This is a genomic window from Thauera sp. 28, from assembly GCF_000310145.2.
GTDB lineage: Bacteria > Pseudomonadota > Gammaproteobacteria > Burkholderiales > Rhodocyclaceae > Thauera > Thauera mechernichensis.
Genome location: NZ_AMXA01000001.1, coordinates 14,275 through 35,486 on the forward strand (window position 1 = coordinate 14,275; position 21,212 = coordinate 35,486).

Genomic DNA, 21,212 nt, shown 5'->3' on the forward strand with positions numbered 1-21,212 from the left:
TCGGTGTGTCGGCGACCGGGGCGCTCAGCGGCTGGCGGCCGAGGTGTCGATGAAGCAGCCCTTCTTGGCCTTGGCCTGCAGTTCCTGGTACTTGCGCACTTCGCCGCGCCAGTGCTTGCCGCGGTAATAGCCGCCACGCTCGCCGCCGATGGTGTTGGCCAGGGAGGCAGTGTGCATGCTGCGGTAATCCTCGAAGCTGACCTCGCGCGCGAGCGCATCGAGTGCACACGAGCACTTGCTCGACATCTCGAACTGCGGGCCAGGGTGGTCGCGCATGCACTCGAGCACGTAGTTCACGCGCTCGATGGTGGGAAAGTCGTTGGCCACTGCCGGCAGGCTCGCCGACGCGGCAAGGGCGATGATGACGGTCGCGAGGGGTTTGAAGGACTTGTTCATCGGGCGTGCTCCACAAGGAGGCGGTTCATCTTCCGAGTGCCGCCTGTCTGGGTGGGAGGGCGGGCAGGGTGGCGCCATCGAGAACCAGCTCCTCGACCACCAGCGGTTCTGCGCCCGCCTCGGGGTTGTTCATGCGTGTCGCCATGCCGAGCACGCCGCCAGGGACGGCTTCCGACAGCCAGAACACATACTGCTTGTCCGCGTACTGGGCGAAGCGCTCGCGGTTGGGGTCGTCGTCGTACGGGGAGATCGACACCTCCTGCACCGCGACGCTGCGGCCCCGGTAGTGGGCATCGCGATGCTCGACCCGGGCGCCGTCGTAGATGGCCATGCGGATGCGCTTGCGGAAGTGGTTGGGCTGGCCCTTGGTCAGGCGGTTCATGTCGCGCACGTCATGCTCGAGGAAGTACAGGATGACGGGGTTGGCGCGCGCGTCCTCGACCTCGGGGAGCCGGGTGCGCCGCTCTGCGCTGAGGAAGTCGGCTTCGGCGTCGCAGCAGACACCGGCATCGGTCGGCGACAGCCGCAGCGCCACGCGGTCCTCGAAGCCGGCCTCGAGCGTGCCGTGCTTGCGGAAGCTGTACTCGAGCAATTGCGGCGGCTTGACTGCAGACAGGTGCTCGGACATGAAGATGATGCGTTCGGCCGCCGAATAGTCCTGCGCCTGCGCCGCCGCCAGTGCTGGCCTGTCCGCAAGTGCGAGGCAGCCCAGGGCTAGCACGGTGGCCCACTGCGCAAGGCGGATCGGAGTGTGACGGTGCATGCTGCCCTCTGTCGGTGTCTGCTGCGGATGGGGTGAGGATGGCGCAAGGCGCATCAGTTCGCCGCCGTGCGTTGATCGAGCTCGACCAGCGGGACGTGATAGGCCTTGAGAATGTCCTGGATCTCGTCCTGATGACTGTCCAGGAAGCCCTCGATCTGTTTCTGCCACTCGGGCTCGCCGCGGCGAATCCCCATGCCGAATGCGAAGTCGAACTGGATGCCGGGCTCCGACTTCAGCGGCACCACCTTGAGCGGCGGGTCGACCTGGCGTGCGTAGTAGCCGGCGACCGGACCCCAGACGATGGCGACGTCGATCTTGCCCGACACGAGGTCCTTGTCGATGATGTCGCCCACGTAATGATCCATGGCGACGTTGATCGTCTGGTAGGGCACGCCCTGGTCGACGAGGTTGTGGCGATCCATCCACTTCGACACCGGCGACTTGTCATAGAGGCCGATCTTGAGCTTGCCGAGGCGCTCCTGGCCAAGCGCGAGGAAGTCGTCCACCGTGGCGACGTCGTCCAGGCCCTTGCCGGGCGGGATCACCATGGCATAGGTCGAGCGGTAGTAGGGCTTGGTGACGGCGACCTGGTCGAAGCCCACCGGCAGCCCGATGATCACGTCGCAGGGGTAGTCCTCGCCCGGTAACTTGTAGCGCAAGGTGTTGCGGATGAACACGAAGCGCTGCGGATAGTTGAAGTAGGTGACCGGGACGCCGAGATGCTTGCCGAACAGCTCGGCGATGCGGTTCTCGAAACCCTCCTCACCGGCATTGGAGAAGGGCATGTTGTTCGGGTCCTGGCACACGCGCAGCGCGTCGCGGCCGTTGGCCTTGCCTTGCTCGGCGTGTGCCTCGATGGGCGCGAGCAGCAGCAGGATTGCGGATAGTGCGCCGACGGTGCCGGCGGCGAGGTGCGGGACGCACGGGCGTCGGGCTTGGCTCTCAGTCATCGGAAGTCCCGTCGGCTCATTCGATCGCGCTCACTCGCGCGCGGGTTATGGCACCGTCCGACCGCCCCTTGAGGTAGGCATAGAGGTGGTCGATGTTGTCCATCACGCGCTGGTCGCTGCCAAAGCTCTGCATGCCCTTGTCCAGGCGACCGTCGCGCACGACGGTGACGAACTCGTCCCTGCTCAGCGTCTTCAGGCTTTCGATCAGCGAGGGGCCAACCATGCCTTCCTGGTTGGCGCCGTGGCAGCGGTCGCAGGCGGCAGCTCGCCAGGTACGGAAACCCTGCAAGGTGTCGGCATCCACCTTGTAGCCGTCTACCACGGTGTACAGGGGCTTGTCGGACGCGCTGCTCTTGGCCGCGGCCCGGGCGTCTTCCGCCTGGGTCGCGGAACCGAAGCAGAGCAGGGCGAATGCAATGGCGAACTGCCTGTGTCTCATGACTCCTCCTCCATCCGGGCTCGATGCGGCCCGTCGGTCTCGATCGGCGGGCTCGATCACGCCGCCTTGTCTTTGTGTTGTCTGATCCCTTGTGCCGCCCGGGGTTCATGGCCCGGGGGCGGAGATCGAAACGGCCTGTTGCAGGAGGGCTGGCCGGTGGCCCGTGCTGCGGCCACCGGTGCCCGCACCATCAACGATTGGGCAGTGCGAAGATCGTCAGCGAGCCGCCGAGCTGGGTGTAGTTCTGCAGGTCGCGGTAGCCGCCCACTGCGCCCAGGCCATCGGTGTCCTGCTCCAGCCCTGCCGCCATGCCGATGCCGGCCCAGCCGCCGATACCCGAGAACACGCCCAGGTATTGCTTGCCCTTGTGCAGGTAGGTGAACACGTTGCCGATGATGCCCGAGGGCGTCTTGAAGCTGTACAGCTCCTTGTTGATGTCCTTGGCATCAACACACTTCAGGTGGCCTTCCAGGGTGCCGAAGCAGGAGATGCCGCCAGCCGTGTTGAGCGAACCGCTCCATACCGAGAACTTCTCGGGCTTGGACTGCACGATCTTGCCTTCGCCCGCATCCCAGGCGATGAAGTTGCCCATGCCGCCATGGCTGTTGGGTGTCGGGAACATCGACAGCGTGGCGCCGACATAGGGCTGGCCGGCGACGTACTCGACCTCGAAGGGCTCGTAGTCCATGCACACATGGTTGGTCGGCACGTAGAACAGGCCGGTATTGGGGTCGAAGGAGGCCGGTTGCTGGTCCTTGGTGCCGAGCGCGGCCGGGCAGATGCCCTTCACGTTCACGTCGGGGCCGTGGTTCGGGTTGGTGAACTTCGAGGTGGAGTACTGGGCGACGACTTGCGGCCGGCCGGTCTTCATATCGACATGCGAGGCCCAGTTCACCGTCGGGTCGTACTTCTCGGCCACCAGCAGTGCGCCATTGGTGCGGTCCATGGTGTAGGCGAAGCCGTTGCGGTCGAAGTGCACCAGCGCCTTGGTGTCCTTGCCCTTGACCTTGATGTCGGCGAGGATCATCTCATTGACGCCGTCGTAGTCCCACTCGTCATGCGGCGTCATCTGGTAGACCCACTTGGCGACACCGGTGTCGAGGTCGCGGGCGAAGATGGTCATCGTCCACTTGTTGTCACCCGGGCGCTGCGAGGGGTTCCAGGTCGAGGGGTTGCCGGTGCCGTAGTAGACCAGGTTGAGTGCGGGGTCGTAGCTGAACCAGCCCCAGGTGGTGCCACCGCCGATCTTCCACTGGTCGCCCTGCCAGGTCTTGAGCGAGGAGTCCTTGCCAACCGGCTTGAGCTCGCCGTCTGTCCAGGTCATGGTCTTGTCGGGGTCGATCAGCATCTCGGCATCGGGGCCTACGCTGTAGCCCTTCCACACCTGCTTGCCGGTGTTGATGTCGTAGGCGGCGAGGAAGCCGCGCACACCCCATTCGCCACCCGAGATGCCGGTGATCACCTTGTCGCCGAATACGTGCGGGGCGTTGGTGTTGACTGCGCCGAGCTTCGGATCGCCGTTGACCACGCTCCACAGCACCTTGCCGTCCTTGGCGTCGAGCGCGACCAGGGTGCTGTCGGCCTGCTGCAGGAAGATCTTGCCTTCGGCGTAGGCCAGGCCGCGATACACGGTGTCACAGCACATCTGCGCGATCACCGACGGATCCTGGCGCGGCTCGTGGCGCCAGACGATCTTCTGGGTGTCGAGATCGATCGCAAACACCTTGTTGGGGAAGGGCGTGTGGATGTACATCATGCCGTCGATGACGAGCGGCGAGCCTTCGTGGCCGCGCAGCACGCCGGTGGAGAAGGTCCACGCGACCTGCATGTCGCCCACGTTGTCCTTGTTGATCTGGTCCAGCTTGCTGTAGCGCTGGTTGTAGAAGTCGCCGGCCTGGGCCGCCCAGTTGCCCGGATTGTCGATCTTGGCCTTGAGGTCGGCATTCGCTGACGCGAGCCCCGGAAGTGCGAGCAATACGGCGGCCAGAAGCTGCATGTTGCGACGGGCGGGATTCCCGGTCTGTTTCATTTTTGTCTCCTCACTATTCAACGCTGAGTTGTATTGCCACACGAAACGCACTGCACCTCGCCGCGGCTCACGAGGACTACCGTGGCCTGCCTCCATCGCTGGTGGTCGTGGCCGTGAAACTGGTTCTGCCAATGCAAAGGCTGTGCCATCCACGCCGAAGCACCGCCTGTACGGGCCGGGAGGGCCCTGCGGCGCGCCATTCGCCGGCAAGCATGGGGTCCGTCGGCAGATCTCCGGCAACCAGGGCGGTGGGTGGGCGGCGTGCGCGCCGGAGAGTGCGTGGCGCTGCTGAGGGCGCCTGCTTAAATATGGGGCAGGTGCTACTTTTTGGGACATCCGGCAGCCGTTGCCAGGGCGCGTGGCGGGCTGCGCAGGCCCGACTGCAGGGCGGTGGCGTGCCGGTGGCGAACTGGCACAGAATGCCGCGATGATTCCGCGCACCGATGCCCCCACAATCGCCCTTGCGGCGTATTCCGCCCGCAGCCTCGCCGCCTGCGCGCGCGCGAGCGGCTTCCGAGCGATCGCCCTCGACCTGTTCGGCGACCAGGACACGCTTGCGCTCGCCGACGCCTGGTACGCCATCGGTGGCGACGGGCTGGCGATCGATGCCGACCGCCTGCTGGCTGCGCTGCACCGGCTGCGCGCGCGCGGTGTGCTGGGCTGGGTGGCGGGCAGCGGCTTCGAGGCGCACGGCGAACTCCTGCAGGCGGCCTCGGCAGTGCTGCCGCTGATCGGCAACGGCGCCGAGCTTGTGCGGCGCGTGCGCACGCCGGCGACGTTCTTCGCGGTGCTGGCCGAGCTGGGAATCGCCCACCCGCCTTCGCAGACCGCGCCGCCCGCACGGCTCAGCGGCTGGCTGCTGAAGGATGCGCACGCCTGCGGCGGCTGGCACATCGAACGCCTGGCGCAGCGGGTGGGGGCACCCGTGCGCCCTGGGCCGGGCCTCCATTACCAGCGCGAGCTGCGCGGCGAGGCGTACTCTGCGCTCTTTCTCGCCGATGGGCGCGAGGCTTGCGTCCTCGGCATCGCCCGCCAGATCGTCCGGGCGCTGGGGCGGCGGCCTTTCGTGTACCGGGGCGGTGTCGGCCCGGTCGCCCTGCCGCAGTCCGTCGAGCAGGCCGTGCAGCGGGCGGTGTCACTGCTGGCCGGGGCGTTCGCGCTGCGTGGGCTCAACGGTATCGATTTCATCGTCGATGGCGAGGGCGGCATGCAGGTGCTGGAGCTCAACCCGCGCCCGACCGCGGCGGTCAGTCTGTTCCACGACGCCGTCGAGGGCGGGCTCCTGCGCGCCCATGTCGAGGCCAGCGCCGGCCGCTTGGTCCGGCCCGGCGCGTGCGGGTCGCCCGTACGGGGTTTCGAGACCGTTTTTGCACGCCAGCCGGGGCGGGTGGGGGCCGCGCTGGGGCGCGCCCTGCTCGACCGTGCCTGGGTGTGCGACGTGCCGCCCGCCGGTCGCAGGCATGCGCGCGGTGATCCGGTATGCACCGTGCTTGCACAGGGGCCGTCCGCCGAGGCCGTCCTGCGCGCGCTGGACAGCCGCCGCTGCGCGCTGCTCGAGGCCCTGGACACTGGCGTGCTGTGCACCATCGGTGCCGACACATTGGAGGGAGACGCGCAATGAACGCGATGCAGGGGGCCTTCCTGTGGGCGTGCGGGCTCGATGTTGCGGTGCGCAAGCCTGGCAACGTCAGCTTTGCCTCCGGCGGGCATGACATGGTGGCGCAGCAGTTCCTCACCAGCGCCAGGGTTTCCGCGCCGGCCTTGTGCGAGCCCGGGGCTGCGCCCGGCGCCAGGCTCGAGGCGGCGGTGGCGGCCACGCGCGCGGCAGTGGGCTGCAACACCAACCTCGGGATCCTCCTGCTGGCCATGCCGCTGGTGTGTGCGGCCGAGCGTGCCGGCGAGCGCAGCTACCGCAGTCTGCGCAGCGCGCTGCAGGGCTGCCTGCAGGCGCTCGACCTCGCCGACGCGGCAGCCGCGTACCGTGCGATCGCGCTCGCCAATCCGGGCGGGCTGGGGGCAGCAGACGAGGAGGACGTGTCGCGGCCGCCGACGGTCGGCTTGCGCGCCGCCATGGCCTTGGCCGCCGACCGCGACCTCATCGCACGACAGTACGCCGAGGACTACCGGCTGGTGTTCGAGTTCGGCCTGGATGCCTTTCAGGCGCCCGTGGCCGCGACCCTGGCGCAGCGCGTGCAGGCGGTCTACCTGGCCTGGCTGGCCACGCACCCGGACTCCCACCTGCGGCGCAAGTTCGGCGACGCCGTCGCCGAGCAGGTGCGTTGCGAGGCCGTGCCCTGGCAGGCGCGCCTGGCGCGCGATCCCACCGCGGCCGAGGCGGCGGACTTTGCGCGCTGGGATGCGTCGCTCAAGGCGCGCGGCCTCAACCCCGGCACGAGTGCCGACCTGACGGTGTGCACCCTGTTCGTGGCTGCGCTGCTGCAACCGTCGTGGGTCGATTGCGGGGTCGACTGCCGGACCGATGGTTGTGGCGATGACGTATGGAACGATGCTTGCTAAACAGCACGGGTCGGCACCGTCCGCCGCTGTCGTTCACCGTCATCGTTCATCGTCACCGGGCCCTTCAAAGACCATGAGCTTCCTTCGTTCCGCAGCAGCGTCCACGCGCCACCACGCGCGCAGCGTGACTGTCGATGCGCCGGCGCGTCTCCACCTGGGTTTTCTCGACCCCAACGGCAGTCTCGGGCGCCGCTTCGCCAGCCTGGGGCTGGTCATCGAGGGCTTCGAAGCCCGGCTTGCGGTCAGCGCGGCGGCGCGCAACGCAGTCGAGATCGGAGCGGGCCTGGGCACGGTGCCGGGGCAGGACGAGAACCGCGAACGCATCGCCCGCTACCTCGACCTGCTGCAGCGCGAGACCGGACTGGACACGCCCTTGAGCCTGCGCCTGAATGCCGCACCGCCGCCGCACTCGGGCTTCGGCTCCGGCACCCAGCTTGCGCTCGCGGTGGGCCGGGCCTTCTGCACGTGGCATGGCCTCGAGGTGCCGACCCGCCGGCTGGCCGCGATCCTCGGGCGCGGCAAGCGCTCGGGCGTCGGCATTGCCGGTTTCGATCGCGGCGGGCTGCTGCTCGATGGCGGCCCGGGGGCGGACGGCAGCGCCGCACCCTTGCTCGCGCATGCCACGTTCCCGGCCGAGTGGACGGTCATGCTGGTGCTGGACGAGCGCATGGACGGCTTGTGCGGCGCTGCCGAACGGGTCGCAATGGATGCGCTGGCGCCTTTCCCGCGCGCGCTCGCCGCCGATCTCAGTCACCAGGTGCTGATGCGGGTGCTGCCGGCAGTGATCGAGCGCGATTTCGAGCCCTTCGCCGCGGGCGTCAGCCACGTCCAGCGCCTCATCGGCGACTACTTTGCCCCAGCCCAGGGCGGATCGATGTACACCAGCGCGGCCGTCGGGCACATGCTGGAATGGTTGCGCGGCATCGAGGCGGCCGCGATCGGCCAGAGTTCGTGGGGGCCTACCGGCTTCGCAATCCTGCGCTCGCGGGCGGTGGCCGAGCGTGTGCTGGCGGCGGCGCGCGCGGCCGGTGTGCTCGACCCCGCGCTGCGCGTGGTGCTTACCACGGCGAACAATCGAGGTGCGCGCGTCGGGCTTGGTGCGCCTGCGCTGCAACGCGCCTGAGGGTGCCGCGCGGGCTTCCGGGTCGCCGGCGTGCCGGCGCAGACGATCATTCATCCCCACCCCAGGCGAGGAGGGCTCTCATGGAGCGCAGCTACATCCTTCACATGTTCACCCCAGGCAAGCAGATGAGCCCGTTCGACATCAACATGGCGGTCGATGCCGGCTACCAGGTGGTCGTGCCCTACTGCGGGGTCAGTCTCGACGAGATCACCGGCCTCACCCAGGATGCGATCTTCTCGCGCGGCCCCAAGGGTGTGAAGGCCACGGGCATCTTCATCGGCGGGCGCGACGTCATGCTCGCCGCCGACATGCTGGCGCGGGCACGCAAGGCCATGGTGCCGCCCTTCGAGGTGTCGGTGATCGCCGATCCGAGCGGCGCCTACACCACCGCGGCGGCGCTGGTGGCCTGCGTGGAGCGGCAGCTGGGCGTGGCGCACGGCACCGACCTCACCGGCAAGCGGGTGCTGATCCTGGGCGGCACGGGCACGGTCGGGCGTATTGCCGGCGTGCTCGCCGCCGGGCTCGGTGCGCAGGTCACGCTCGCCAGCCATCGCGACCAGGCCAACGCCGAGCGTGCTGCGGCCGAGACCGCGCAGCGCTTTGGCTGCAGCCTGCGCGGCGCGGGTACAGGGGATGAGGCCAGCCGGCGCGCAGCGCTCGCCGAGGCCGACGTGGTGCTGGCAACGGCCGCTGCCGGGGTACAGGTGATGAGCGCGGACGACCGTGCCCGTGCCGCCGGGCTGCTGGTGGCGGCCGACGTCAACGCCGTACCGCCCGAGGGCATCGCAGGCGTGGGCGTGATGGACAACGGCAAGCCGATCGCGGGTATGCGCGCGGTCGGCGTCGGCGCGCTGGCCGTGGGCAACGTCAAGTACCAGGTCGAGAACGGCCTGCTGGTGGCCATGCGCAACGCCGACAAGCCGCTCTACCTCGGCTTTGCCGAGGCCTTCGACAAGGCGCGCGAGATCCTCGCCGCCAAGGGCTGATACGGGAGGCAGGATGAGCGAAGGACATGCACACGCGGGCGGCGCCTCCAGCCTGAGCGTCAACCGGCTCGCCGCCCCCGTGCTGGCCCGCCTGCTGGAGGATGCGGACGCGCTCGGTGTCGGCGTGGCGCGCCTGGACAATGGCGTCACCCTGGTCGATGGCGGTATCGCGACGCGCGGCAGCGTGGCCGCCGGCCTGCTCATCGGCGAGATCTGCATGGGCGGCCTTGGCGAGGTCCGGCTGTGTGCACGCACGGAGGCGCAGTGGTCGGGCTGGCTGGAGGTGTCGAGCGCGCAGCCGGTGCTGGCCTGCCTGGCAAGCCAGTACGCGGGCTGGAGCCTGGCGGCGAGCAAGGAGGAGGCGGGCGGGCGCAAGTTCTTCGCGCTCGGCTCGGGTCCGGCGCGAGCGCTGGCCCGCCGCGAAGCGCTGTTTGCCGAGCTCGGCTATCGCGACCACGCCGAGGCAGGCGTGCTGGTGCTGGAGGTCGACCGCCCGCCGCCCGCAGTGGTGATCGACAAGATCCTGCGCGACTGCGCACTCCCGCCCGCCGCGCTGACGGTGGTGCTGACGCCCACCACCAGCCTGGCCGGCACCACCCAGGTGGTCGCGCGCGTGCTGGAGGTGGCGATGCACAAGGCGCACGAGCTCGGCTTTGCACTCGCCGACGTGGTGGACGGCCATGCCAGCGCGCCGCTGCCGGTGCCCAGCCCCGACGCCGGTGTGGCGATGGGGCGCACCAACGACGCCATCCTCTATGGCGGGCGCGTGCACCTCAAGGTCAGGGGCAGCGACGAGGCCGCGCAGGCGCTCGCGCAGCGTCTGCCGTCGTCCAACTCGCGCGATTACGGGCGCTCGTTCGCCGACATCTTTCGCGACTACGAGTACGACTTCTACAAGATCGACCCGGCGCTGTTCGCGCCTGCCGAGGTGTGGGTGAGCAACCTCGACAGCGGCCGCAGCTGGCACGCCGGCGGGGTGGACATGGCCTTGCTGCGCAGCCTGTGGCTGGAGCCCTGACATGACAGAGCGCCGCGTCGCCATCTTCACCGACGAGACCGGCTGGCACACGCGCCGGCTGCGCCAGGCGCTGGCACGGCGGGGTTTCGAGGGGCGCTGCGTCGATCTCGCGGCGTGCCGCTTCGACACCGCAGCCTCGCCCCACGGCGTGCTCATCCCCGGCTTCGGCAAGGCCTTGCCATGCGCCGCGATCGTGCGTGGCATCGCCGGCGGCAGCCTGGAACAGATCACCAAGCGCCTGGGCATCCTGCATGCGCTGCGCGAGCTGGGTGTGCCGGTGTACAACGATGCACGCGCCATCGAGCGCAGCGTCGACAAGGCGATGACCAGCTTCCTGCTCCATCGCGCCGGGGTCGCGACCCCGCCGGCCTGGGCAGTGGAGGACGAGGCCCAGGCAAGGCGCATCCTGGTGCGCGAGGCGGCAGCCGGCCACGGCCTGGTGGTGAAGCCGATGTTCGGCTCGCAGGGCAAGGGCGTGCTGCGCGTGGGGGCGGTCGACGGTGGTTTCGTGGCCCTGCCGCCGCTGGGCGAACTGGCCGGGCTTGCCTACCTGCAACGCTTCGTGCCGCAGGCCGAGTCGCCGCAGGCGCCCGGTTTCGACTGGCGCGTGCTGGTGATCGGCGGGCAGGCGCGCGCGGCGATGAAGCGCGTCAGCGCCCATTGGGTGCGCAACGTGGCGCGCGGCGCGCGCTGCCAAGCCTGCGCGCTCGAGCCCGGCCTGGCGGCGCTGGCCGAGGCTGCCGCTGCCGCGTTGGGCATGGACTACGCCGGCGTGGATCTCGTGCCCGATGCTGCTGCCGCGTCCGGGGCGCAGGTCATCGAGGTCAATGGCGTGGCCGCATGGCGTGGCCTGCAGCGGGTGACTGCGTTCGACATCGCGCAGGCGCTGGTGGACGATCTGCTCGCTCGCCGGCTCGGTGTGGGGCTTGATCAGGGCGTGGCACAGGTGTGTCATTTTTGATCAGGTGTATCGCGCTTTTGCAGGCGCCTGAACACACGGCACCGCATCCTCGCCGCGCCGGTGCCGGTTTGCGATGTGCATGCGAGCTGGCACGGAATCTGTATTGAAAGGGGCGATGCCCGGGTCCGTACCCGCTCCCGGACAGATGGCGTCCCCCCCGGGATTGCCAGACCACCACATCGAATGGAGACACAAGAATGGCAAAGATCGATCGCATGCTCGTGGGGGAGTCCCTGGTCGGTGACGGGAACGAGGTCGCGCACATCGACCTCATCCTCGGACCGCGGGGAAGCGCGGCCGAAACGGCTTTCGCCACTGCGCTGACGAACAACAAGGATGGCTTCACGTCGCTGCTCGCCGTCGTCGCGCCCAACCTGCTGTGCAAGCCGGCGACGGTGATGTTCAACAAGGTCACCATCAAGGGCGCCAAGCAGGCGGTGCAGATGTTCGGCCCCGCCCAGCGTGCCGTGGCCATGGCGGTCGCCGACAGTGTCGAGGACGGCACCATCCCGGCGGATGAGGCCGACAACCTGTTCGTCTGCGTCGGCGTCTTCATCCACTGGCTGGCCGAGGACGACAAGAAGATCCAGGACTACAACTACCAGGCCACGCGCGAGGCCATCAAGCGCGCGGTGAACGGCGAGCCGTCAGCCGCCGAGATGCTGGCAAAGAAGGGCAGTTCCGCCCACCCCTTCGCCGCCAACTGAGCCAGGCATCTGCGTCAGCAGGCTGCTGCCGGCAGGAAAAAAGGCCGAAGCGCTCGCTTCGGCCTTTTTGCTGCTTCGCGCCCGGGCTTCAGCCGCGCTCGCCCGGCACCATGCCGGCGCCGAGCAGGCTCAGCACTTCGGCCGGGCCGCGGCGCTCCGTCGCGGCCGGTGGCTGCCGGCGGCGGCGTTCGATCATCACCCCCACGCTGTCCACGTCCTCGAACTTGCGCGGTTTGGTGACGCGGACGCGCACCCAGTGGGCGCCGAAACGGCCGAGCAGCAGGCTGGCCACGGCCTCGGCGAAGGCTTCGAGCAGGCGGTAGCGGTGGTTCGCCATCATCTCGCACAGCGCGCTGCGCACCTCGCTGTAGTCGATGGTGTCGCCGATGTGGTCGGTGTCGCAGGCCAGGCTGCGCGGCAGGCCGGCGGCGAGGTCGATGCGCACGGGCTGGGTGTCGTGCAGCTCGTCGTGGTGGATGCCGATCACCGTCTGGCCCAGGAAGCCGTCGATGAAGATGATGTCGAGGCTTGCGGCGACCGGGTCGTGCATCGAGTGGGTGTGCAGGTTGAGGGTGTCGGACATCGGGCTGGGGTTGGGCTGTGGGGTCAAGGCCGGGGTCTCCATGCGAGGGCGCGAGCAGTGCGGGGCGTGACGAGGCCGCCAGGGCGGTTCGACCACCACTCAAGCGAAAAGCGCGCCATCGGTGGGGGCAGTCCTGCTGCCTTGCCCGTCCTTGCCGTGGCTATAATCGATCAGGCCATGCAGCGCGCCGTGCGTGGCGAGGCGGGCATGCTAGTTGCTGAAGAGCATCCATCACAAGAACATTCGAGACACGCGGCCTGAGTCCTGCCGCGCGCGCCCCAACCGGACCCTTCGATGTCCCACGCCGAAACCCATACCGCGCATCCGCTGCCTGGCGATCTCGACGAGCAGGATTACAGGCTGCCGACGGGCGGCACTGCAGGCGACATGGCACGCCGCAGCCGCTTCGCCTGGGCGCTCACCGGCTCCGGCCACTACCTGCAGGAATGCATCGCGCTCGCCCTGCGCCTGCCGGCGGTCGATCTCTTCCTGTCGGCGGCGGCCGAGGAAGTACTGCCGCTCTACGACTTCCGTATCGCCGAGCTGCGCGAGCGCTGCCGCGTGTTCCGCGACAAGACGGCCAGCTCGGTGCCGGTCGGCATGCTCTACGACGACGTCTATCACACCGTGATCGTCGCCCCGGCGACCAGCAACACGGTCGCCAAGTGCGCCTTCGGCATATCCGACACGCTGCCCACCAACATCTTCGCCCAGGCCGGCAAGCTGGAGATCCCCGGCATCGTGCTGGCCTGCGACATGAAGCCGGTGGTCGTCACCAAGGCCCCGCGCGAATGGGTCGAGCTCAAGCCGCGCAACATCGAACTGGAGAACGTCGAGCGCCTGCGCCGCATCGACTTCTGCGAAGTGGTCGAATCCCCCGATGAACTCGAGCAGCGCCTGCAGCGCCGCCTCGACGAGCTGGCACTGACATGGAACGCATCCTCTTCCTGACCGGCCGGCTCGCCCACCACAGCCTGGAAAAGGTGCTCGCCGGCATGGCCCCCGCGCCCTTCGAATGGGAGGTGCGCGAACTCGGCCTGCAGGTCGCCGGGCTGATGACGGCCGACATGATCCAGCGCCGCCTGCACGACGTCGCCGGCTTCGACCGCGTGCTGGTGCCCGGGCGCTGCCGCGGCGACCTCGTCGCGCTCGGTGCCCACCTCGGCGTGCCGGTCGAGCGCGGGCCGGAGGAGCTCAAGGACTTGCCGCGCCACTTCAACCGCGCGGCGCGCGCGGTCGACCTGTCGCGCTACGACACGCGCATCTTCGCCGAGATCGTCGAGGCTCCCCTGCTCGGCGTGGACGGGGTGCTGGCGCGGGCGCGCCAGCTGAGCGCCTGCGGCGCCGACGTGATCGACCTCGGCTGCCTGCCCGAGACGCCTTTTCCGCACCTTGAGGACTGCGTCGCCGCCCTCAAGGCCGAGGGCTTCGCGGTGTCGGTCGACTCGCTCAACCCGCAGGAACTGCTGCGCGGCGGGCGTGCCGGCGCCGACTACCTGCTGAGCCTGTCGCTCGACAGCCTGTGGATTGCCGACGAGGTCGCCTCGACCCCGGTCATCATCCCGCGCGAGCCGTCGGACGAGGCCTCGCTGCATGCCGCGGTGGAGACCATGCTGCGGCGCGGGCGGCCCTTTCTCGCCGATGCCATTCTCGATCCCATCCCCTTCGGCCTGCTCGCCTCGCTGTGCCGCTACCAGCGCCTGCGCGAGCGCTATCCCGAGCTGGCGATCATGTTGGGCGTGGGCAATGTCACCGAGCTTACCGAGGCCGACACCAGCGGCATCAACGCGGTTCTGTTCGGCATCGCCGCCGAGCTCGGCGTAGCGGCCGTGCTCACCACCGAGGTGAGCGGCCATGCGCGGCGCGCCGTGCGCGAGGCCGACGTCGCGCGCCGCGTCATGCATGCCGCACGCGAGACCCGCAGCCTGCCCAAGGGCTTGTCCGACGCGCTGATGACGGTGCATGACAAGCGCCCCTTTCCCGACAGCCCGGACGAGATTGCCGAGACGGCTGCAGCGGTGCGCGACCCGAACTTCCGCGTGCAGGTCTCGGCGCAAGGCCTGCACGTCTACAACCGCGACGGCCACCACGTCGCCGCCGACCCTTTCGCGCTGTGGCCGAAGCTGGGGCTGGAGGACGACGGTGGCCACGCCTTTTACATGGGGGTGGAGCTGGCGCGTGCGGAGATCGCCTGGTCGCTCGGCAAGCGCTACACCCAGGACCAGCCGCTGGCCTGGGGCTGCGCGGTCGAGCGCGCCGCCGAAGACCTGCTCGCCTGGTGTGCCCCCGCATCCACCAAGACCCGGCGCGCGCCTGCGCAGCGGCCGGAAAGCGTTGAGGACAAGCCGCAAACATGATCTTCGAAACCGTGGTCAGTACCCTGTCGCCCGAGGGCGAGGTGCATCTGGCGCCGATGGGCGTGCGTTACGAGGGGGAGGGCGAGGAGGCGGTGGTGGCGTTGATGCCGTTCAAGCCCTCGCGCACGCTCGACAACATCCTCGCCACCCGCTGCGCGGTGCTCAATCTGACGACCGATGTGCGTGTGTTCGCCGGCTGCGTCACCGGCCGCCGCGAATGGCCAACGGTGGCGCTCGAGGGCTTCGCCGGCCGTCGCCTGGAGGGCGCGCTCGCCCACGTCGAGCTCGAACTGCGCGGCGACCAGGACGACGCCCTGCGCCCCACGCTGCGCATGCGGCGCGGCCGCGAGGTGCTGCACGCCAGTTTTCCCGGCTTCAACCGGGCCCAGGCGGCGGTGATCGAGGGCGCGGTGCTGGTCAGCCGGCTCGGCATGCTGCCGCGCAGCAAGGTCGAGACCGAAATGGAGTACCTGCAGATCGCCATCGACAAGACCGCCGGGCCGCGCGAGCAGACGGCCTGGGACTGGCTCTATGCCGCGGTCGAGCGCTACTACGCCGAGAACCCGGAGGCCGTGTGACATGCGCATGCTGGTGAGCGTGCGCGACGTCGCCGAGGCGCGCGAGGCGCTGCAGGCCGGGGTCGATTTCATCGACTTGAAGGAGCCGTCCGCGGGCGCGCTCGGTGGCCTGGCCTTGCCGCTGATCCGCGAGCTTGTGGCTGCGCTGCGGGCGGGCGAAGGTGGCCTTGATGCACGCGCGCGGCCGCTGATCAGCGCCACCATCGGCGACCTGCCGGTCGCTGCCGGCGCGGACATCCTGGCGCGCGCGCGCGCAGTCGGTGCGTGCGGGGTCGACCTGGTCAAGGTCGGCGTGCCCGGCCGTGGCGAAGCGGCGTGTGGGCTGCTGGCAGCGCTGGCCACACTGCCGCTGGCGATCGTGCCGGTGCTGATCGCCGACGACGGGCTGGACGCGGCGGTGATCGACGCCGCTTGTGTGCCGCCTTTTGCCGCGGTGATGGCCGACACCCAGGCGAAGCACGCCGGCAGCCTGCTCGACCTGCTCGGCGCCGAAGCCCTTGGCGCCTTCATCGAGCGCGCCCATGGCGCGGGGCGGATGGTGGGCTTGGCCGGCGCCCTGCGCACCGCCGACCTTGCGCCACTGGCGCGGCTGGGGCCGGACTTCGCCGGCTTTCGCAGCGCAGTGTGTGAGGGGCGCCGCGAGGGCCGGCTCGATCCGCGGCGCCTGCGCGCGCTGCGCGCGGCGATCGACGGCCTGGCCACGCAGGTGGCGACAAAGCCAGCGCGTACGGCCGCGGAAGCGCCCGCCGTGTGAGCCTGCAATGAGCGCGCGACCTGGCTCCGAGTGCGCGCCCGTGTACGCCTGGCGTGTGCTCGGCCTGCCGGTCGTGCTGCTGTGCATGGTGCTTCTCGCAGGCGCGGCGGCTGCCAACGTCTTCGTTGCCGACCGCCGCGCTTACCGCCCCGCCGACCAGCCGCTGCTGCGCTCGGTAGGCATCGTGGTCAATGCCGGCCGCCAGGTCGGCAGCGCCTTCCTGGTCGGCGAATGCCACGCGGTGACGACCTTCCACTCGGCCTTCTTCCGTGACGCGCAGGCGGCCTCCAGCGAGGAGCCCATCGGCGTGCCCGATGACGTTCCGCATCGCGGACATGCGCTCGCCTTCCACATCGGCCCCGATCCCGAGCGGCCGGGCGTGTTCCGCCACCGCAGCGTGGCGCGCGTGGTCGACTTCGGCAACTACCATCCGGCCGCCCCGCGCGGCATGACCGGCGACTGGGCCATCCTCCAGCTCGACGACTGCCTCGGCCGCGAATATGGCTTCCTGCCCACCCTGCGGCCGACCTCTGCCGACTATCTGCCGCAGGGGCCGTTGATGACGATCAGCTTCCCGTATTCGGGCGGAAAGCGGGTGGGTGTAGCGGTCGAGGAGGGCTGCCGGGCACGCGACAGCGGCCCGGTGATTGGCCTGATTGCGGTCGACTGCGCTTTCGAGGCCGGTATGTCGGGCGGGCCGGTGCTCGAGAAGCAAGGTGATGGCCAATGGCGGGTGGTGGGCATCATGCAGCTGCGTTTCAGCCCGGTGAAGCGCGTGCTGCCTGCCTTCGAGTACCGTCACCGCAACCAGATGGTGCATGCCGTGGCCTTCTTCCGGGCGCTCGAGCGCGTGCTCGCGCAGCGCGCCGGGCGGCCACACTAAGGCTCACGCGCGCAAGGCGCGCGCTTGCGCGCGGCGGCTGCTCAGCCGAGGGCGCGGTCGAACTCGGTGCGGTTCAGCACCCGGCAGTCGATGCCTGCGCGCGCGCACTGTTCGGCGTAGGCGGGAAAGGCGCGGTCGACGATGCCGGCGGCGGCGAGTTCGGCCGGCGTGGCGCCTGCCGGCAGCGCGCAAGCCTTCACCAGCACGAGTTCGCTGGCGCCCAGGCGCAGCGCCAGCCAGGCCGCCAGGCTGTCGCTGGTCACGTCCCAGCTGGTGAGCGCATCGGCCGCGTCGCGCTGCAGGTCCAGCGCCAGCCAGATCGTGGCACGGCCTGCGGCCAGGGGGGCGTGCATGCCGGCCACCGACTCGGCGAGCGCCAGTCGCGGCTCGATGCCATGCAGCAGATGAGCGCACTGTGCCATGCCGAGTACCGCCATGTTGTGCGCGGCCACGTCATCCACCTGCCAGTGTGCCTGCGCGGCGCGCGCGGCATCGGCAAAGGCGCCGCCGCCGGGCACGACGGCGGTGCCTCCGGCGCGGGCGATGCGGTCCAGCCAGGCCGGCAGCAGCGGGTCGCGCAGCAGGCTGCCGCCGAGCTTCACGACGCGCATGGGGGCTCCGCTGCGGGTGCTGTTGCGGCGCGGGGAGAGGCGCCAGGCGCTGTGACCAGGTCTGCGTCGCCCGCAAGCTGGGCGACGGCCACGCTCGGCGCGCACACCCGTGCCCAGTCGCGGTATGCAGGCGCGACGCGGGCGAGGGCATCGAAGCCGACCGTGGGGTGGCCGAGCGCCTCGCCGAGCTCACCCACCAGGAAGGCGCCGCAGCCGGCACCGACCAAGGGCATGCCGGCGGGCGGGGCTGCGGCGCGGATCACGCGCTCGAGGTTGCGCCGGATCTCCGCCAGCATCAGCGCACGCCAGCGCCGGGCGAAATCGTCCCAGTCGTCGGTGCCGGCGTCGCGTGCGTCGTGGCCGATCATGCGTGCCAGCCGCAGCCGGCTGCCGGCTGCGTCGCGCGCGCCGTTGTCGGCGGCTGGGTAGTGGTCGTGCGCGGGGTCGAGCTCGCCGGTGAGGCGGAACACGTCTGCCGTGGTGGCGAAGAATTCGTTCATCACGTTGCAGGCCTGGCCGCGAAAGCGGATGCGGCGTGCGAGCGCGCACAGGGGGCTGCGCACCACGCCCAGATAGACCAGCTCGCCGCTTGCCAGCCGCGCCGCGTCGCTGCGGCCGCAGGGGGCCGGGCGGCCGGCGCGGATCGCGATCAGGTCGGTGGTGGTGCTGCCGATGTCGACCAGCACGGCGTCGGGCAGGGCGTGTGCGACCAGGCTGGCGGTGGCGAGCCAGTTGGCGGAGGCGACCGCGGGCCAGTGCGCGGCGGCTGCGCTGGCGTCCAGCCAGCCGGCGTCGCCGGCGTAGAAGCGGGTCGCTGCGCCGAGGCGATCGGCGAGGTGGGCGCACAGTGCGCGCACGCCGGCCTCGCGGTCGGCGAAGAGGTCGGTCATCTCGGCAGTCATCGTCACCGCATGGCGGGCGTGGGCGAATGCCGGCCAGCGCGCGCGCGCGGCGTGCAGCGCCGCGTCCAGATGCGCCAGCCCCTTCCACAGCGGCGTAGCCCACTGGCCGATGGCGGTGACGGTGCCGGCCTCGAGCAGGCTGGCCTTGACGTGGGCGCCGCCGATGTCCCAGCCGATCAGCGGCGCCGACGTGCCGGCCGCGCCCTTGCCTGGAGGCACCACGAGCGCGGCGTCGGGGTCGAGCGTATCAGGCAGGTTCGGTGGGGGCATGGGCCGACTCGGTGGCAGGGTTGGCAAGTGCGGCGTCGTGGCCGGCAATGATGTCGGCGGCGAGCCGGCGCGGCGGGCGTGCGCCGTCGCGCACTGGGCCGGTAGCTGGCGGTGGTGCGGCGAGCCCGGCATAGGCGCAGGTCAGGCGCGGGTTGATCTCGATGACAGACAGCTGGCCGTCGACCTGGCGGACGAAGTCGATGCCCACGAAGCCGGCCAGCCCGGGGACAGCCGCGGCGCAGCGCGCGGCCAGGTCGTGCAACGTAGGCGTTACCGGCGCCACGCCGGCGTCGACACCGGCATAGCCGAGCCGGCCGTCGGCCGCTACCGTCAGGCGCTGGCGGTTGACGCTCAGCACCTCGACGCGCCCGCCGGCGCACAGCAGCGACAGACTGAGCGCATCGCCCTCGACCCAGGCTTCGAGCGTCCATCGGGTGGGCATGCCGGCGGCAGCTTGCACTTCACCCGAGCCGACCACCGCGCCTGTTGCGCCCAGCGCCGCATGCGCAGCGGCAAAATCAGCGAACACCCGGGTGTGCTCGCTGCCGGCGCCGTCGTCGGGCTTGAGCACCCAGCGCCCCGGCTGCGCGGGCAGGGGCAGGCCAGGCGCCCACGCCCGCGGTGTCGGAACGCCCTGCGCGGCGAGGCGTTCGCGGGTGCGTGTCTTGCTGGTCGCCACCCGGATCGCCCCGGCGCTGCAGCCAATCCAGCGCACCGGCGCGACCGCCTGGCACAGGCTGAGCAGGCAGTCGCCCGTCTCGGGTGCAATCACCCACACGAGGTCGAAAGCCGACTGCTGCGCGTGCAACCAGGCGGCCAGGTCGTCGACCCCGGCGGTAGGCAGGCGGCGCATGGCAGTGCCAGGTGTGCGCATGGGCGCAGGCAGCGGCGCCAGGCCCGCGTCGGCGACGCCGATCTCCAGGCCGGGCAGGGCGCTCAGCTCGCCGAGCAGCGCGTCGCGCATGCGCACGCCCTGGGCGAGCAGGGACTCGCCCAGGGCGCCTGCAGGCTCGGCGGCTGCGGCTTCTCCCAGCCCCCCCGCGCTGATAAATTCGAGCACCAGAATCCGTCGAGTCCTTGTCATGCAGCTCATTCCCGTCATCGACCTGATGGCCGGCCAGGTCGTCCGCGGCGTGCGCGGCGAGCGCAGCGCCTACCGGCCGATCCGGTCGTCCCTGTGCGAATCGAGCGCCGCGCTCGATCTCGCCCCCCGTCTGCTGGCGCGTGCGGCGAGCGATACGCTCTATATTGCCGACCTCGACGCGCTGATGGGCGGCGCCCTGCAGTTCGACATCCTGGCCGCGCTGCTGGAACACCTGCCCGCAGCTCAATTCTGGGTCGATGGCGGCTTTCACGACGCAGAGTCGGTCGAAGCCTTCCGCCAGCGCCTCGGCCCGCATGCCGCCCGCGTCGTCCCCATCGTCGCCAGCGAATCCCTTGCCGACGCAGACCACGCCCGCCGCTGCCTCGACGCGCACCGTACGCACTGCATTCTGTCACTCGACCGCCGCCACGGCAGCCTGCTCGATGCCGGCGGCTGCCATGCCCACCCCGAATGGTGGCCCGACCGGGTCATCGTGATGACGCTCGACCGCGTCGGCGCAGACACAGGGCCCGACCTCGACACCTTGCACAGCGTGCAGGCCCTGCGGCCGGACGTGCAGTTGATCGGCGCCGGCGGCATCCGCCAGAACGCCGACCTGCAGTGCGCCGCGGCGTCGGGCGCGCGCGCCTGGCTGGTCGCCTCGGCGCTGCACGACGGGCGTATCGGTGTGGACTGCACCGCAGACTGAAACAGGAATCGTGCCAGGCTGCCTCGATAGCGTTTCGCGGCAAGTTTCTCGGGCGGCTCGACGCGGCCCACCGCAGCGGCGAACTGGCCGACGATCCGAGCGCTGCGCCGGGTGCATGGCAAGCCCGGCGCCGTGTGCTGCTCGCGCACGACTGGGTGGTCTACGCCAAGCCGCCGCCCGGCGCCGCGCTGTCGGGATGGGCCACCATGAACACTCACGCGCCCCCATCTCGATTCTCGCTGATGCCAGGGTCCTGTCGCGCTCTATCTAATGTGGATGAGCCGCGCGTAGAATCCCCAGTGTCACCGCCTGAGCGGCGGTTCAGTTCAACAAGGCTTATCCCTCGCGGCAGGCGCCCGCGCACTGAACGGCGCTTGCGGCGCGAGGGATAAACCCTATTCGCTGGGCTACAACAGAACGCGCAGCATTGTATCAAGGAGAATCGTTATGCCATTCCGACCAAATCCCGATTTTCGAAGAAATATTAATGGAGTTGTTCTTCCTCTGACAGCCGCAATAGCTCGGGTGTACGGCATTCGAGAAAGTGATGGCGCATATCCTTTGGGCGCATTCTATACCGATAACATAGATT

The 21,212-nt window shown here is 70.0% G+C and carries 22 protein-coding genes and 1 pseudogene; 14 read left to right on the forward strand and 9 right to left on the reverse strand.

What is annotated here, in order from left to right:
* Positions 1 to 24: 24 nt before the first annotated feature.
* From C662_RS00080 to C662_RS00100, 5 genes are all read right to left on the reverse strand, one after another.
* On the reverse strand, positions 25 to 396 hold the full coding sequence (locus tag C662_RS00080) for a hypothetical protein (protein WP_002923406.1): 372 nt from the start codon (positions 394 to 396) through the stop codon (positions 25 to 27).
* A 25-nt stretch (positions 397 to 421) separates the two neighbouring features.
* Positions 422 to 1,159 carry a hypothetical protein gene (locus tag C662_RS00085; protein ID WP_002923407.1) on the reverse strand — a complete coding sequence of 246 codons (738 nt, stop codon included), beginning with the start codon at positions 1,157 to 1,159 and terminating at the stop codon, positions 422 to 424.
* A 53-nt stretch (positions 1,160 to 1,212) separates the two neighbouring features.
* Entirely contained in the window at positions 1,213 to 2,109 is an 897-nt protein-coding gene (locus tag C662_RS00090) for a quinoprotein dehydrogenase-associated putative ABC transporter substrate-binding protein (protein WP_002923409.1), read from the reverse strand.
* A gap of 16 nt (positions 2,110 to 2,125) precedes the next feature.
* Positions 2,126 to 2,548 (reverse strand): c-type cytochrome, encoded by a 423-nt coding sequence (locus C662_RS00095; protein ID WP_002923410.1) that lies wholly within the window; start codon positions 2,546 to 2,548, stop codon positions 2,126 to 2,128.
* A gap of 190 nt (positions 2,549 to 2,738) precedes the next feature.
* Complete coding sequence (locus tag C662_RS00100; protein ID WP_002923413.1) at positions 2,739 to 4,577, reverse strand: methanol/ethanol family PQQ-dependent dehydrogenase; 1,839 nt, start codon at positions 4,575 to 4,577, stop codon at positions 2,739 to 2,741.
* A 427-nt stretch (positions 4,578 to 5,004) separates the two neighbouring features.
* Here C662_RS00100 and C662_RS00105 point away from each other — a divergent pair, with 427 nt between their 5' ends.
* The 7 genes from C662_RS00105 (at position 5,005) to fae (ending at position 11,889) form a co-directional block, all read left to right on the forward strand.
* Positions 5,005 to 6,198 (forward strand): ATP-grasp domain-containing protein, encoded by a 1,194-nt coding sequence (locus tag C662_RS00105; RefSeq protein WP_002923414.1) that lies wholly within the window; start codon positions 5,005 to 5,007, stop codon positions 6,196 to 6,198.
* Positions 6,195 to 7,094: a triphosphoribosyl-dephospho-CoA synthase gene (locus C662_RS00110; RefSeq protein WP_002923415.1), complete on the forward strand. Its 900-nt coding sequence runs from the start codon at positions 6,195 to 6,197 to the stop codon at positions 7,092 to 7,094. The genes C662_RS00105 and C662_RS00110 overlap by 4 nt, the downstream gene beginning before the upstream one ends.
* Positions 7,095 to 7,167: 73 nt before the next feature.
* Positions 7,168 to 8,217, forward strand: coding sequence for a beta-ribofuranosylaminobenzene 5'-phosphate synthase family protein (locus tag C662_RS00115; RefSeq protein ID WP_002923418.1), 1,050 nt, complete (start codon positions 7,168 to 7,170; stop codon positions 8,215 to 8,217).
* Between the two features lie 80 nt (positions 8,218 to 8,297).
* On the forward strand, positions 8,298 to 9,203 hold the full coding sequence (locus C662_RS00120) for an NAD(P)-dependent methylenetetrahydromethanopterin dehydrogenase (protein ID WP_002923420.1): 906 nt from the start codon (positions 8,298 to 8,300) through the stop codon (positions 9,201 to 9,203).
* A gap of 13 nt (positions 9,204 to 9,216) precedes the next feature.
* The gene (gene mch / locus C662_RS00125; RefSeq protein ID WP_002923422.1) at positions 9,217 to 10,221 is read left to right on the forward strand and encodes a methenyltetrahydromethanopterin cyclohydrolase; all 1,005 of its coding nucleotides are present in this window, start codon (positions 9,217 to 9,219) and stop codon (positions 10,219 to 10,221) included.
* A gap of 1 nt (position 10,222) precedes the next feature.
* Positions 10,223 to 11,182, forward strand: a complete 960-nt coding sequence (locus C662_RS00130; RefSeq protein WP_002923423.1) for an ATP-grasp domain-containing protein — start codon at positions 10,223 to 10,225, stop codon at positions 11,180 to 11,182.
* 197 nt (positions 11,183 to 11,379) lie between these two features.
* Positions 11,380 to 11,889, forward strand: coding sequence for a formaldehyde-activating enzyme (gene fae / locus C662_RS00135; RefSeq protein WP_002923426.1), 510 nt, complete (start codon positions 11,380 to 11,382; stop codon positions 11,887 to 11,889).
* 88 nt (positions 11,890 to 11,977) lie between these two features.
* On the opposite strand, the gene C662_RS00140 is transcribed toward fae, so the two are convergent.
* Positions 11,978 to 12,499, reverse strand: coding sequence for a dihydroneopterin aldolase (locus C662_RS00140; RefSeq protein ID WP_002923428.1), 522 nt, complete (start codon positions 12,497 to 12,499; stop codon positions 11,978 to 11,980).
* Between the two features lie 267 nt (positions 12,500 to 12,766).
* Here C662_RS00140 and C662_RS00145 point away from each other — a divergent pair, with 267 nt between their 5' ends.
* From C662_RS00145 to C662_RS00165, 5 genes are read left to right on the forward strand one after another with little or no spacing between them, the layout of a single operon-like run.
* Positions 12,767 to 13,423: a flavoprotein gene (locus tag C662_RS00145; protein WP_002923430.1), complete on the forward strand. Its 657-nt coding sequence runs from the start codon at positions 12,767 to 12,769 to the stop codon at positions 13,421 to 13,423.
* Positions 13,402 to 14,829: a DUF6513 domain-containing protein gene (locus tag C662_RS00150; RefSeq protein ID WP_002923431.1), complete on the forward strand. Its 1,428-nt coding sequence runs from the start codon at positions 13,402 to 13,404 to the stop codon at positions 14,827 to 14,829. Before C662_RS00145 ends, C662_RS00150 begins: the two co-directional genes overlap by 22 nt.
* The gene (locus C662_RS00155; protein WP_002923432.1) at positions 14,826 to 15,407 is read left to right on the forward strand and encodes a DUF447 domain-containing protein; all 582 of its coding nucleotides are present in this window, start codon (positions 14,826 to 14,828) and stop codon (positions 15,405 to 15,407) included. The genes C662_RS00150 and C662_RS00155 overlap by 4 nt, the downstream gene beginning before the upstream one ends.
* Position 15,408: 1 nt before the next feature.
* The gene (locus C662_RS00160; protein ID WP_002923433.1) at positions 15,409 to 16,161 is read left to right on the forward strand and encodes a (5-formylfuran-3-yl)methyl phosphate synthase; all 753 of its coding nucleotides are present in this window, start codon (positions 15,409 to 15,411) and stop codon (positions 16,159 to 16,161) included.
* Positions 16,162 to 16,168: 7 nt separating this feature from the next.
* A complete protein-coding gene (locus tag C662_RS00165) occupies positions 16,169 to 17,044 on the forward strand; it encodes a trypsin-like serine peptidase (RefSeq protein WP_002923434.1) in 876 nt (291 codons plus the stop codon).
* 41 nt (positions 17,045 to 17,085) lie between these two features.
* Here C662_RS00165 and C662_RS00170 read toward each other — a convergent pair whose 3' ends face one another.
* The 3 genes from C662_RS00170 to C662_RS00180 are packed head-to-tail and all read right to left on the reverse strand — an operon-like array spanning position 17,086 to position 19,911.
* A complete protein-coding gene (locus C662_RS00170; protein WP_002923435.1) occupies positions 17,086 to 17,655 on the reverse strand; it encodes an amino acid kinase family protein in 570 nt (189 codons plus the stop codon).
* On the reverse strand, positions 17,643 to 18,827 hold the full coding sequence (locus C662_RS00175) for a hydantoinase/oxoprolinase family protein (RefSeq protein WP_002923436.1): 1,185 nt from the start codon (positions 18,825 to 18,827) through the stop codon (positions 17,643 to 17,645). Before C662_RS00175 ends, C662_RS00170 begins: the two co-directional genes overlap by 13 nt.
* Complete coding sequence (locus tag C662_RS00180; RefSeq protein WP_157354405.1) at positions 18,805 to 19,911, reverse strand: ATP-grasp domain-containing protein; 1,107 nt, start codon at positions 19,909 to 19,911, stop codon at positions 18,805 to 18,807. Before C662_RS00180 ends, C662_RS00175 begins: the two co-directional genes overlap by 23 nt.
* Between C662_RS00180 and C662_RS00185 the strand changes: the two genes are divergently transcribed.
* A complete protein-coding gene (locus tag C662_RS00185) occupies positions 19,910 to 20,620 on the forward strand; it encodes a HisA/HisF-related TIM barrel protein (RefSeq protein WP_002923440.1) in 711 nt (236 codons plus the stop codon). The genes C662_RS00180 and C662_RS00185 overlap by 2 nt on opposite strands.
* A gap of 14 nt (positions 20,621 to 20,634) precedes the next feature.
* Positions 20,635 to 20,802: pseudogene (locus tag C662_RS20190) on the forward strand (IS91 family transposase); the annotation flags it as partial.
* Between the last annotated feature and the right edge of the window lie 410 nt (positions 20,803 to 21,212).